9 protein-coding genes are annotated in these 12,937 nt (G+C 57.0%); 4 read left to right on the top strand and 5 right to left on the bottom strand.

Annotated elements, in window-relative coordinates:
• Window positions 1-32: 32 nt before the first annotated feature.
• Complete coding sequence (locus GFR01_RS11720; protein WP_099182609.1) at window positions 33-851, bottom strand: DUF1217 domain-containing protein; 819 nt, start codon at window positions 849-851, stop codon at window positions 33-35.
• Between the two features lie 121 nt (window positions 852-972).
• On the opposite strand from GFR01_RS11720, the gene GFR01_RS11715 reads away from it, so the two are divergent.
• Window positions 973-1,845, top strand: coding sequence for a DUF2125 domain-containing protein (locus GFR01_RS11715; protein ID WP_099182608.1), 873 nt, complete (start codon window positions 973-975; stop codon window positions 1,843-1,845).
• A gap of 23 nt (window positions 1,846-1,868) precedes the next feature.
• On the opposite strand, the gene mfd is transcribed toward GFR01_RS11715, so the two are convergent.
• Window positions 1,869-5,369, bottom strand: coding sequence for a transcription-repair coupling factor (gene mfd / locus GFR01_RS11710; protein WP_099182607.1), 3,501 nt, complete (start codon window positions 5,367-5,369; stop codon window positions 1,869-1,871).
• Between the two features lie 70 nt (window positions 5,370-5,439).
• Between mfd and recG the strand changes: the two genes are divergently transcribed.
• On the top strand, window positions 5,440-7,542 hold the full coding sequence (recG, locus tag GFR01_RS11705; RefSeq protein ID WP_099182606.1) for an ATP-dependent DNA helicase RecG: 2,103 nt from the start codon (window positions 5,440-5,442) through the stop codon (window positions 7,540-7,542).
• 28 nt (window positions 7,543-7,570) lie between these two features.
• A complete protein-coding gene (locus GFR01_RS11700; RefSeq protein ID WP_244902281.1) occupies window positions 7,571-9,316 on the top strand; it encodes a putative bifunctional diguanylate cyclase/phosphodiesterase in 1,746 nt (581 codons plus the stop codon).
• Between the two features lie 44 nt (window positions 9,317-9,360).
• On the opposite strand, the gene GFR01_RS11695 is transcribed toward GFR01_RS11700, so the two are convergent.
• Entirely contained in the window at window positions 9,361-10,365 is a 1,005-nt protein-coding gene (locus GFR01_RS11695; RefSeq protein ID WP_063904744.1) for a lipid A deacylase LpxR family protein, read from the bottom strand.
• A 277-nt stretch (window positions 10,366-10,642) separates the two neighbouring features.
• Between GFR01_RS11695 and GFR01_RS16125 the strand changes: the two genes are divergently transcribed.
• Window positions 10,643-11,344 (top strand): cold-shock protein, encoded by a 702-nt coding sequence (locus tag GFR01_RS16125; protein WP_063904745.1) that lies wholly within the window; start codon window positions 10,643-10,645, stop codon window positions 11,342-11,344.
• Between the two features lie 146 nt (window positions 11,345-11,490).
• Here GFR01_RS16125 and smpB read toward each other — a convergent pair whose 3' ends face one another.
• Window positions 11,491-11,985 carry an SsrA-binding protein SmpB gene (gene smpB / locus GFR01_RS11685; RefSeq protein WP_007282084.1) on the bottom strand — a complete coding sequence of 165 codons (495 nt, stop codon included), beginning with the start codon at window positions 11,983-11,985 and terminating at the stop codon, window positions 11,491-11,493.
• Window positions 11,986-11,994: 9 nt separating this feature from the next.
• Entirely contained in the window at window positions 11,995-12,918 is a 924-nt protein-coding gene (dapA, locus tag GFR01_RS11680; RefSeq protein ID WP_244902280.1) for a 4-hydroxy-tetrahydrodipicolinate synthase, read from the bottom strand.
• Window positions 12,919-12,937 lie beyond the last annotated feature (19 nt).

The following is a 12,937-nucleotide window of genomic DNA, read 5'->3' as shown; positions in this document are numbered from 1 at the left end:
CAGACCTCCAGCCATGATGTCACGCAGCAGGCTCAGAAAAGCGCTGAATAAAGGTTGGATGATGTTGAAGAGCTGCCGCCCGTGAACAGGGACAGAACACCATCAGAAGAACCGCTACTGCCGTAAAGTGTTAGCATGCTTGCTGGCGTTGTAGTCGTGTCAGGATTGACCTGGAGAAGCGCCAGATACTGCTCGGCAAACCGCTGCACACCGTTCGATGTGCTGAGCCGAGACAAGTCCAGCTTGTCACTTAGCAGCCGCACCTGCTGATCATAATCCAGCGCACCAAACTGGGTAGAATCAAAACCCGCGACCTTCTCGGCCACCTTGAGCAGCTTCGGGTCCGCCATGATATTTGTGAGCTTCGTGTCAGACGTGACGGTCCGGGTAAAATAGAGTGCATCGCCCAGACCCGGCGTTTCTTCCTGAACGCTGCTTTCGTATCCGTTCGTCAGGTACTTCTGCGTAATGGTGGAGACTGTATCGGCTGACGCAAGAGGCGACGTAGACCAGTCCGAAAAAGCTGTTGCAAACGCCTTCCAGGACGCATTGCCGCTTCTTTGCGCCAGTGACGTAGAAGACGTTGGGTCCTGCGTCATGAGCTGCTTCAGAACAGCTGTCTGATCAATGTTGGACGACATGTTGTAGGCGCCAAGAACAACTTTCAGCGCCTTGTAATTCTTGAGCAATTGATCGGGCGTAGTGATGGAAGACGCTTCACTCGTGAATGTCGCAAGCGCCTGCTGGGAGTCGGAGCTTGTCTTCTCCCATTTGGTTACGGCCGTCTGTTCATCTTTGACGATGGACAGATACTGCGGCACCGCTGGCATGGCGGAAATGGACGAAGACATGCACACTCACCCGCAAGAAAGGATATTGGGGAACCATTGTCTCTCCATAATCCTAAGAGAGTCTTAACGGTCTCTGAGCAACACGCTGCCCAAGAGATCAGACACCACCAGCACCGAGGGCATGATGTCTTTCCGCACCCTTCTCCTGACGGCCATCGCAACGGCTCTTCCAGCCTTTGCGTCCTCCGCTTTCGCAGACACACTGCCCAATATTCCCGCTTCCTGCTTCACGTATTCGCTCAACGGTCATCAGGCCGCATCACACGGGTTCTCCGCCTCAGGGATGCACGCAACCCTGACAGGCACCGGCATCGGGCTGGACATCGGCCCTATCAGCCTGAAAGACCCGAAAGGTGCAGTTGAAGAATCGAAACTCGAACAGTTCAACGCTACTGCCGCCTATGCCGCCCTCAGCGCCTTCCGCGGCGGCCTGAGCCCGGCGTGTCAGGGACAGGATGCGACCATCACGGTTCATAATATCCATGAAGGCACCCCGGAAGCATCCTGGAGCAGTGTGAAGCTGTCTCGCCCCGGCCATACAATGACGATTCAGCACGCGACCATCAATGCCGTTGAGACCAATCCCGACCTCCGCATGAAGGTCAACGGAACCGGCATCCACGATTCGAAGCAGCCACTTATTCCCTCTGCGCTGTCGGCTGACCTGTCTATTCACGGGCTTTCCGGCGCGTCACAGCAGATCACCATCAACGCCCTGCACGCCATCTCCGGCAACAGCACGGTTGACGGCGCCGGAACCATTCAGATCGGCTCTTCCGCCGCCACATCCACCGCGGATACGCATGTCAGCATCACCAACATCGCTGACCTGATCGAGAAAATCCGTCAGACCGCGCCAACCAAGGTTGTGACGGCTCTGACGATTGCCCGCCTGATGGGCAAACAGAACGGTGACACAACCAGTTGGGATATTGCCCTTCAGGGTGGCGTTGTGACGGTCAATCGTATCCCGCTTCCAATCGCCGTTCCCTGAATTGCGGGAGGTGGAAGACGCGATCAGTCCGCGTCTTCCACCTTTCGCACCAGTTTGCACAGAACGGTCGTCACCTTCTTTGCAAAGCCGATCCGGGTTGCGTTCGTCATTTCCCTGATCACGGCAAGCTTATGATCCGGGCGAATCTTCACACCCGAATCCTTCTTGCGCGTTGCCCAATCGATCAGCCCGGCGGGATTGCTGAACCGGTTCTTGCGGAACTGAAGCACCATCCCCTTCGGCCCAGCTTCCAGACGTTCCACCCCGGCTTCACGGCACAGACGCTTGATGAGTACGACATCCAGAAGATTGCCAACTTCCTGAGGCAATGACCCAAAACGGTCCACCAGTTCGGCCCGCATGGCTTCAACTTCCGCTTCCCCGTTCAGGGACGCAATGCGGCGATAAAGCCCCAGTCGAACGGGCAGATCAGCAACATAGGTTTCAGGGATCAGAACCGGCAGGCCCAGAATGATATTGGGCGTCCAGCTTTCATCCTCTTCGGCCTTGCGCCCCCGCTCGCGACGCAGATCCAGAACCGCGTCTTCCAGCATTTGCTGATACAGCTCGATACCGACTTCCTTGATGTGACCGGACTGTTCATCACCCAGCAGATTGCCAGCACCACGCAGATCCAGGTCATGAGATGCCAGCGTAAACCCAGCCCCCAGCGAATCCAGCGTCTGCATGATTTCCAGACGCTTCTCGGACGCTGCCGAGAGCGAGTTCGTCTGCGGCCAGGTCAGATACGCATAGCCACGCTGCTTGCCACGCCCCACGCGCCCACGAAGCTGGTAAAGCTGCCCTAGCCCGAACATATCCGCCCGGTGGATGATGATCGTGTTCACGCTGGGCATATCCAATCCGCTTTCCACAATATTTGTGGAGAGCAGGATGTCATACTTCCCATCCGCGAATTCGGTCATGACACGTTCGAGTTCCGTAGGCGTCAGGCGGCCATGCGCCTGAACAACCTTGGCATCCGGCACGATCTCGGCCAGACGGTCCGCCATCCGGTCCAGATCCGCCAGACGCGGCAGGACGCAGAAGACCTGACCACCCCGGAAACGCTCACGCTGAATGGCCTCGCGGATCATGACGCTATCGAACGGCGTGATGAACGTGCGGACAGCCAGACGGTCCGTCGGTGGCGTGGCAATCAGGCTCATTTCACGCACGCCAGACAGAGAAAGCTGGAGCGTACGCGGCAATGGCGTGGCGGAGAGCGTCAGGACGTGCACGTCTTCACGCAGGGCCTTGAGCTTCTCCTTATGAGCCACACCGAAATGCTGCTCTTCATCGATAATGAGCAGGCCAAGGCGATTGAACGACACGGTCTTGGCCAGAAGCGCATGTGTGCCGACAACAATATCAAGACGGCCATCGGCCATCTCCTCGCGAACCTTCGTCGCTTCCTTGGGTGTCACCATGCGCGACAACTGAGCAATCCGGACTGGCAGTCCTTCGAAACGCGCGACAAAACCCCGGTAATGCTGACGCGCCAGCAACGTCGTCGGAACGACAACGGCCACCTGCATCCCCGATAGTGCCGCCACGAAGGCCGCACGCAGCGCCACTTCCGTCTTGCCGAAACCAACGTCGCCGCAAACCAGACGATCCATCGGTCGCCCGGAACTCATATCTTCCAGAACATCCGCAATGGCGCGGGATTGATCTTCCGTCTCCACGAACGGGAAACGCGCACAGAATTCGTCCCACAGGCCTTCAGCAGGTGCCAGCGTCGGTGCTTCACGCATCGCACGAGCCGCGGCCGTCCGGATCAGTTCACCCGCCATAACGCGGATGCGGGATTTCATCTTGGCCTTACGCGCCTGCCAGGCCGTGCCGCCCAGCTTGTCGAGCTGAACACTGGCCTGCTCAGAACCGAATCGGCTCAGAAGCTCGATATTCTCAACCGGCAGAAGAAGCCGCTGCTCTCCATCATAAAAAATGGAGAGGTAGTCATGGGCTACCAGACCTTCGCGGATGGTCTGCAAACCCACATAGCGCCCGATGCCATAGTCCTGATGGACGACCAGATCGCCTTCCGCGATTTCCCCAACCTGAGAAATGAACTGCTCGCCACGCTTCTTGCGGCGGGGCGGACGGGAAATCCGCTCACCCAGAAGATCCTGTTCAGAGACGAAACACAGCCGATCCGAAACAAAGCCGCGCTCCAGCCCGAGCACCAGCAGTCCAACCGTGCCGCGTGACATGCCCGCAGCAGATGGCCAGTCATCATGGCTTTCCGTGGTCAGGCCATGTTCCTGAAGCAGATGGGCAATCCGCTCCCGCGAACCGCGGCTCCAGGCAGTCACATAGGTTCGTCGGCCAGACTGCGCCCAGTCTTCTACCTGCTTGCCGAACGCCTCGAACACGCCATCACGCGACCCATCCTTGGCTCGTGCAAAAAGCGGGCCTGGACGATTGCCTGCATCAATGCCGTCACCAAGGTCTGGTTTTGCAAAAGCGTTGAGCAGCACAGAGGGTGTGCGGGAGAGCATCGCGTCCCAGCCATGCCGATCCAGATACAGGCGATGTGGCGGAAGTGCCCGATATGGCATTTCCCCTTCCCGAACGGGCACACGGCGGGCCTCATAATGGTCCGCAATCATGTCCAGCCGGGCTTTCAGGATCTCCGGTGCATGACTGTCAAAGCTGACGGCTGCATCCGGAAGATAATCCAGAAGCGTTTCCATCTGATGGCCATCGCCATCGTGGAACAGTGGCAGATAGTGCTCCAGGCCCGGATAGCGGCGACCGTCAGAAACGTTCTCGTAAATCGTATCCGACGCGGCAGTCGGGCCGAACGTGTCACGCCAGCCTGTCCGGAAGCGACTGATGCTGTCGGGGCCCAGCGAGAATTCGGAAACGGGACGCAGTTCGAACCGGGCCAGCTTTTCAGTTGAACGCTGCGTCCCGACATCAAAGGCGCGGATGTTCTCGACTTCATCGCCAAACAGATCGAGGCGGATCGGGTCTGGAGCGCCAGACGGGAACAGATCGAAAATTCCGCCACGGGTTGCAAATTCACCGGCTTCCATGACGGTATCGGTCCGGGTGTAGCCATTGGCGACCAGAACTTCGATCAGCATGGACTGGTCCAGCATTTCGCCGGTTGCCACGCTGATGGACTGTCCTTTGAAGGCTGAACGCGGGGGGACGCGCTGCAAAAGGCTGTGGACGGTCGTCAGCACGATCCGGCGAGCCTTGCTCGGTTCCAGCAGACGGCAGAGCGTTCCAACACGCTCCGCTACAATCACGGAATTTGGAGAGACACGGTCATAAGGCAGACAGTCCCAGGCAGGCAGGCGCAGGACTTCGACTTCGGGCATCAGATAGGCCAGCATGTCCGCCAGCGAAGCCACAGCGGCATCGTCCCGGGCAACGTGTAAAAGCGATCCGTCATGTTCAGACAATCGCTGGCGTAGCAGAAGAGCTACACTGCCATCTGGTACGCCCCAGACGGTTGGACCAAAGGATGCGAGAGGCATTTCACGGGTCATGGTTTCGTTTTGTTCCATCCTGCTCTTGCCCTATACCTGCCGTTTCATAGCCTGACACATCAAGAGGAGCCGGGGAGCGCCCGTTGCAATGCAGTCCGAACAGCCGTCTCCAGATCTTCTTGCCCCGCTCTTTGCACCGCTGACGTCCCTGCCCGGTATCGGGCCGCGACATGCCAGTCTGCTGGAAAAGATCGCAGGCGGACGGCGCGTCCTGGACCTGCTGTTCACTCTCCCCGAGCGGATCGTTGATCGTCGTATTCTGCGCACAGTTGCCGCCGGACACAATCTCGCCCCAGGAGAAATCCTTACAACGCGTGTCCGTGCTGTTTCGATGCGCAAAGCTGCACGCCCCGGTCAGCCCTCCGTCATTCGCACGGAAGACGATACGGGGCGGCTGGATCTCGTCTTCTTCCAGCAGAAGAACATGCCGGCCCCAACCGTAGGCGCGGAACTCCTTGTGTCTGGCAAGACCAGCCGCTTTCAGGGCGAACTGACCATGCCCCAACCGGATCACGTCATAAGCTGGAACAAGCGGGACAGCTTCCCAAGGCTTGAGCCCGTCTGGCCCCTGACGGCTGGCCTGTTTCCCTACACCGTTCGCAAGGCCATGAAGGCTGCTCTCGCCCTCCTGCCCGATTTTTTGGAATGGCAGGACCCGGCTCTCGTTCACAAACGACGGTGGCTGTCCTTTTCACAGGCACTCAGGCTGATACAGGCGCCGGAAAACATACCTGCTGATGTAGAATGGGCCCCTGTACGTGAACGGGCACTCTCCCGCCTTGCAGCCGACGAACTTTTGGCTGACCAGCTCTGTTTTGGCCTCGCACGCCTGAAGGCCCGCAGCAGACTAGGCCGAAGCATGCCAGGAGATGGCACACTCCGCGCTGAGCTCCGCCGTCGCTTTGGTTATCCACCCACGGATGCGCAATCACGCGCCATCACGGAAATCCTGAGGGATATGGCTTCCCCCACGCCCATGATGCGTCTTCTTCAAGGCGACGTTGGCGCTGGCAAGACATTCGTTGCCATGAATGCCATGCTTCAGGCTGTGGAGTCCGGGGCGCAGGCTGCCCTCATGGCCCCAACGGAAATTCTGGCCCGGCAGCATTTCGAAACGTTATCCCGTCTCTGTCCTGCGGAATGTGTTTATCTGAGCGGAACCATCAAAGGAGCATCCCGGCGCGATACTCTGGCAGCGATTGCGGATGGCACAGCGCGCATCGTAGTTGGGACACATGCCCTGTTTCAGGACGGTGTCACCTTCGCGGATCTCGGGCTTGCCGTCATCGACGAGCAGCATCGGTTCGGTGTCGCACAGCGGATGAACCTCAGTGCCAAGGGCGAGGCCACGGATATCCTTGTCATGACGGCCACACCTATTCCGCGGACGCTTCAGCTGATGGAGTGGGGCGAAATGAGTGTGAGCCGGCTGGATTCCAAACCGGCTGGACGTCAACCCATTCGCACAACGCTTCATAGCATGGACGCCATGCCAGACATCCTGTCCGCCATCTCCCGTGCCGTATCGGATGGTGTACAGGTTTTCTGGGTCTGCCCCCTGATTGAAAACAGCGAAACCCAGTCCGCGGCTGCAGCCGAAGAGCGCTGGGCCATGTTGAGCGAGCGCTTTCCCGGTGCCGTCGGGCTGGCCCACGGCAAGCAGGACATCGCAATCAGACAGGCAGCACTCGAAGCCTTCCGCACTGGCGAGACACGCATCCTGGTTGCCACCACCGTGATTGAGGTGGGTGTGGATATTCCAAATGCGTCCGTCATGGTGATTGAGCAAGCGGAGCGCTTCGGCCTGGCCCAGCTTCATCAGCTTCGCGGCCGTGTCGGGCGCGGTGCCAAAAAGTCTTTCTGCCTTCTGCTGCACGATGGCATGGCCACACCAACCGCCGTCAGACGCTTGACCCTTTTGCGGGATACAAACGATGGATTTATGATCGCTGACGAAGATTACCGGATTCGCGGGGGGGGAGATCTTGCAGGAAATCGTCAGTCTGGACTCCCTGGTTTTCGTCTGGCTCAGGGCGCACGCCTCTCTCTTCTGGTGACGGCTATGCAGCAGGATTCCGAGCGAGAACTAAGACGCAACCCACATCTCGAGGGGGATAGAGGGCGCGCCCTACGAACACTTCTGCTTCTTTTCGATCGCAATGAACCAGACCGACTTTTGATCTCTGGTTAGAAGATCATTAAAGATAAGTGTGTAATTCATGTGGGAGAGGAGAAACTTTTTCGCTCTTCGAGAGTTACAAAGGTTTAGAGGAATTGGGCATCAAAGTATGACTTTACCTGGCACAGACCGGCATGCAGCCTCTCTTCTGAAAGAAAACGTATCTGCCAGTTACCACCCAATCCTTAGACTGGCACTCGCCCTTACTGGTTCTTCAGCAGCGGCTGTATTTAGTATCCCTGCCAGAACAAATACTGCCATTGAGATTTCTCATCTCGGCCCTTCCTTTGCGCACCAAATTGGAAAATGTTCGTTTCCCGATTTGACCCACTCCTCCTCAGTCGTAAACTTCAAGACTGAGGAGGGTCATCGCATTTGTGGCATACTCCTTGGTCGCCCCTCCCATCAGCAACGAACTTCCGCAACTTTTCTTCTGGTGTTCGAGCCTTCTGGCACTGAGTTACACTCTGATAGTGATGTCGCCCTCGTAGACCTAGCGGCGCTGACAAACGATCTCATCAGCACTTCAGGTTCTGTGATGCCAAACCGGTTGCAGAGCCTGGAAGCCATTCAATCCCATATTGATCGCACGAAAGATCTTACGAAACGGGCGAGCTTTGGCGTGATCCGCTTCAATCTGGATCATCTCTCGTTTATTAACGAAAGATACGGCTGGGATACTGCGGACCTCATGCTTGAGGAAATCATCAGACGTATTAATAAGCTTCTGCCCCAGGAAAGCTTTTTCGGTAGTATGGGGGGAGGTAATTTTGTCGTTCTAACTCCCCCTGGGCACACCGTGGTGACGACACGCTCCCTGATGACTTCAATCCTAAGGACGTCCGACACTCCTATTGCTGCAGCCGGAATGTCGCTTCCTTTTTCTCTCTCCGTTGGCTGGAGCATGTTTCCAGAAGATGGAAAATCAGTCGAAGACCTGCTTACAGGTGCCAAAGCCGCGTTGGCTGAGGCTCAAAGAGCTGGCGGAGGCCACGAGAGACGCGCAACAGCAGAAACAACCGAACTCCATCTTCTATCTTCAAGCCTTGAGCAGGATTTAGCGAAAGCCGCAGAAGATAACGCTCTCTTTTTAAATTGGATGCCAATCGTCAATACGGCCACGCAGAAAATCGTTGCTCACGAAGCATTGCTTCGATGGAACCGGCCTGGTCATGGCGAAGTTTCTCCCGAGCTCTTCATTCGCTGCGCCGAAGAAGCCGGCATGGTTGAAGTTCTTGATACATGGAGTCTTCGACAGGCGTGCAAGGCAGCTGCGTATTGGGAAACGCCTTACCGGATCTGCGTCAATATTTCTCCCGTCTGGCTGGCAAGCGAGAGACTTTCAAAGCTCATTGCAGAAATCCTGCAAGAGACCGGCCTCGCCCCGAGCCGTCTTCAAATTGAAATGTCAGAATCCCGGTTTTTCGGACCCGAAGATATTACCTTTCGCGAACTGGCCCGGGTTCGCGCACTCGGGGTGCGCCTGGCTCTAGACGATTTTGGTTCGGGGCATTCTTCCCTTGAGCGTCTTCGCTTTTATCCTTTGGATCAAATCAAACTGGATAGAGGCTTTATCAAGGGGCTGGGCGAAAACGACCGTGCAAACGAAGTCATGAGCGCAGTCTTGGCCCTGGCGCGCGCATTAAACATCACGACCTGCGCAAAAGGCGTGGAGACCGAGTATCAGATGGCGTTTCTGGATGCGTATGGCTGTGAGGAAGTCCAAGGTTATCTGCTGGGCTCGCCCGTTCGGGATCAAACACAGCCAACTTCTCAGCCCATATAAAAAAAGCCCCGGGGACCCGGGGCTTCAAAATAGTCCCGACGGGGTCAGAACTTCACGGACAGCTTCACTGATCCATAGTTGAACAGTCCTGCTTTCTGAGTCTTGAACTGAGCGGTCTGCCAGTTCTGGCTATAAGACAGCCGTACCCCGTGCCACATCACAGCCACACCAGCGTGAATTTCACCTACATCCCAGACCTTGTCGACATGCGGTGCGTTTGCACGAACCGTGCTGCCTTGAAGGCTGGAGTCATAACCAACAGCCTGACCTTCAACACCACCGTAGAAATACCATGCGAGTGGGCGAGTCGCACGGAAGGCGTCAGTTCCGTCAGTTCCTGGACCGATTGTCGAATTTCCGAAGTCACTGTTCAGACCCTGACCAATACGGAACGTCGCTGCCGCGTCAGCATAGGTCCGGTAATCACCCGCTGCGCCAGAAACGGCAGGGAGAACATCCATTCCGACGCCATAAAGATTCACAATGGGCAAACGCCAGATACGTCCAGCCTGAATCTGCATGATCGGCTGATTGGCAAGCTGATGGCTCCAGCCCTTATTCGGCGTGTCACTGATCAGATTGTGAAACCCATTCTGCACCTGGCGTCCCAGGCCGGCCGGCCCCATGACACCAAACTGGATTCCCATCACGGTGCGGGAAAGATCCGTGTCATTAATGAGATTGACGGTGCCAAGCATCAGACTGGCGTATGGACGGTCGCCTTGTGGCGGCTGAGCCATCTGGGTTTCACGCGGTGTGAAGATCAGTTGTTGCAGTCCAATGCTGATACGCTGCTGTCCATTACCCATCAGGAAATGATTCAGATTCGCAATCGGAAGCGGCAGATTGTCGGTACCGGACGTCCAGTTAATGCGCAGACCCGAGGTATAATACTGGTCTGACGTTCCCTTGAGCGTTGAAACTGCATCGTTTTCACCCTGAATGGTCCAGGTGCCATACGGATCCTGAAGAGGGGTCGCCATGGCGGATGAAGATGCCAGTGCAAGCAGGGCTGTCGCCCCAAGGGAAAGAGTCAGTCGGGTCTGCATGGGCACCTCTGTATCTCGCGCACGATCAGGGTCTTGGGGCTTGTATTGCGCCTGTATGTCATCTCCGGGCTATGAAGCAAAGCCTTCTGGTATGCGTGACAATCTTAAAATCCGCGCGAGTTGGGCGTTTCTCTCACTTTCGTTGTGGCAGTGGGGCAAAAAAGCATGCTAGTGATTCCCACAGAGGAAGGCGCTGACGCTGGACTCACCTTTTTTGTAATACGTCACGGCAGGGAATTGACCCCCTCCGCGGCGCCCCAGTCTCGGGATTAGACCGTTGAGAAACAACAGAACCGACCGCAGCTTTAACTCACCTCGCCGCGGCGGGTTTGACGGGGACTATTCGTCCCAGCCGTCCTATGGTGACCGTGGTGGCTTCGGCGGCGGTGGTGGTGGTGGCTTCGGCGCTCCTCGTCGTAGTGCAGGCAGCAGCTTCGTCACAGCATCCGGCCCAGAAATCAGCTCCCGCGTTAAGTGGTTCAACACGGAAAAGGGCTTCGGCTTCGTTGAACTGGCTGACGGCTCCGGTGACGTGTTCCTGCACGCCAACGCTCTCGGCAACGCGGGCGTAAGCAGCGTCAACCCAGGCGCAACCGTTGTTGTTCGCATCGGCCAGGGCCCGAAGGGTCGCCAGGTTGCGGAAGTTCTTTCCGTTGACGAAAGCACGGCTGAAGCACCGCGTCCGCGCGCTCAGTTCGGCGCTCCGCAGCAGCCGCGCTTCGGTGGTCCGTCCGCTCGTCCGGGCCGTCCGGCTCCTGACCTGTCCGACGCACAGGACATCCGTGGCACCGTGAAGTGGTACAACTCCACAAAGGGCTTCGGCTTCATTACGCCTGATTCCGGCGGCAAGGATATCTTCGTCCATGCTTCCGCTCTCGAGCGCTCACAGCTTGCTACCCTCGACGAAGGCCAGACGATCAACGTCAAGGTTGTTCAGGGTCAGAAGGGTCCGGAAGCTGCAGTCATCAGCGCTGACTGATCCAGCTTCGGCACTTTGCTGAACGAATAGAAAAACCGCTGTGGACTATGTCCACAGCGGTTTTTTGTTTCTGCATGATCAGGAATGACTTTTAGCGAAATGAGGCGACCTCACTCGCGTTTCAAAACGCTAACACTACCGAAAATTTAGTAATCTCGGCCCTTGCTTCGGATCAAACGCGCCTTGTCGCGCTGCCAGTCACGCTCGGCAATCGCGTGACGCTTGTCCTCTTTCTTGCGCCCCTGCCCCAGCCCAATCGTGACTTTCGCGACTCCGCGAGCATTAAAGTGGATATCTAACGGCACCAATGAGGCGCCGGCACGCGTCACAGCGGACAGGTAATGGGCAATCTGCTTCTTGTGCATCAGAAGTTTGCGAGGCGCTCTTGGCTCGAAACGAGACAGGACACCGCCCTGATACTCAGGAATATAGGCATTGAAGAGCCAGATCTCGCCGTCACGTTCAGCGGCATAGGCTTCCGTGATCGTTGAACGACCTAATCTGAGACTTTTCACCTCAGGGCCTTTCAGAACAATGCCTGCTTCCGTGGTTTCAAGAATCGTATAATCGAACCGGCCTTTACGGTTCTGAGCGACGATCCCATGAGAGATCATGCCGCTCTTCTCTTTTTTTCCGGCCATTTAGAAATATCAGTCCAATAGATCGAGAGAGCGCAAAGCTGCGTCAATGGCCTTACGCGTTGCATCCTGAGGCTCAACCAGCGGCAGACGCAACGTGGCTGTGCATAGACCCAGCCTGGACATAGCGTATTTCACCGGCCCCGGGTTGCTTTCCATGAACATAGCATCATGCAGGGGGGACAGACGGTCCTGAAGAGCAATGGCATCCTTCACACGTCCTTCGTTCCAGGCAGCATGCATCTGTGCACAGAGATCCGGTACGACGTTGGAGGTCACACCGATGCAACCATCACCGCCAGCAGCCAGGAAAGAAACAACCGTGTTGTCGTCCCCGGAAAGCTGATTGAGCGGCTTCTTCACATGACGACGCACGGCAATCGGGCGCGCCATGTTGGCGGTCGCGTCCTTCACACCCACGATATTCGGATGCTCGCCCAGACGACCCAGCGTTTCAGGCGTCAGATCCACGACTGAGCGGCCCGGGATGCAGTAGAGGTACATCGGAAGCGGGGTTGCATCCGCAATCGCCATGAAATGGCGGTAAAGCCCTTCCTGCGTCGGCTTGTTGTAATAGGGCACGACGACCAGCAGGCTATTCGCGCCCACACAATGAGCATGCTTCGCCATCTGAACAGCTTCGGAGGTGCTGTTTGAACCCGCACCCGCCATGACAGGCACACGCCCGTTGGATGTCTCGACGCAGTGCGCGATAATCTGACCATGCTCTTCATGAGACAGGGTCGGGCTTTCGCCCGTAGTCCCTGCTGGAACAAGACCACTGGTGCCGGCTTTAATCTGGCGCTCGATGAGCTTTGTCGCCACACCGAAATCGATACGTCCATCCGTATCCATCGGGGTAATCAGAGCCGTCAGCGACCCCTGATACATGCCCGTCTCCACCATCGTCTCGCCTCTGCTCATCATGCGTTCCATCCTGCTCTTCCGATCCGCC

Origin of the sequence: Gluconobacter frateurii (assembly GCF_002723955.1) — a bacterium.
GTDB classification, from domain to species: Bacteria; Pseudomonadota; Alphaproteobacteria; order Acetobacterales; family Acetobacteraceae; genus Gluconobacter; species Gluconobacter frateurii.
Note: the sequence above shows the minus strand (reverse complement) of the source record. Positions and strands in the feature narration are given on the sequence as shown.